Source organism: Priestia sp. SIMBA_032, assembly GCF_046535215.1.
Classification (GTDB): domain Bacteria; phylum Bacillota; class Bacilli; order Bacillales; family Bacillaceae_H; genus Priestia; species Priestia aryabhattai.
This window is the reverse complement of sequence record NZ_JAWRXD010000842.1, coordinates 1-264: the sequence shown is the minus strand read 5'-3', so window position 1 is coordinate 264 and position 264 is coordinate 1. Positions and strand designations below refer to the sequence as shown.

The 264-nt window shown below is 33.0% G+C and carries 1 pseudogene; it reads left to right on the top strand.

From position 1 onward, the window contains the following. Nucleotides 1–142: 142 nt before the first annotated feature. Nucleotides 143–264 (top strand): annotated as a pseudogene (locus SB717_RS36715) (ABC transporter ATP-binding protein); the annotation flags it as partial.

Here is a 264-nt window from a genome sequence, read left to right as displayed (position 1 = left end):
CACTAATTATGATGTCCGCTTTCGGGAAAATATATGCTAATAAATTTAAATTTTTTTTTTGAGTACATGGATACTATGTAGTACAGCATAATTTTTGGTAAGATGAATATAGAATGAATACTAATGAAGAAAGTGGTGTCGTATGAGCGAGTTATTGCGTGTAGAAAATGTTACAGGAGGATATACGAAACGACCTGTATTAAAAGATGTTTCGTTCTCTGTTAATAAAGGCGAACTTGTCGGCTTAATCGGTTTAAATGGAGC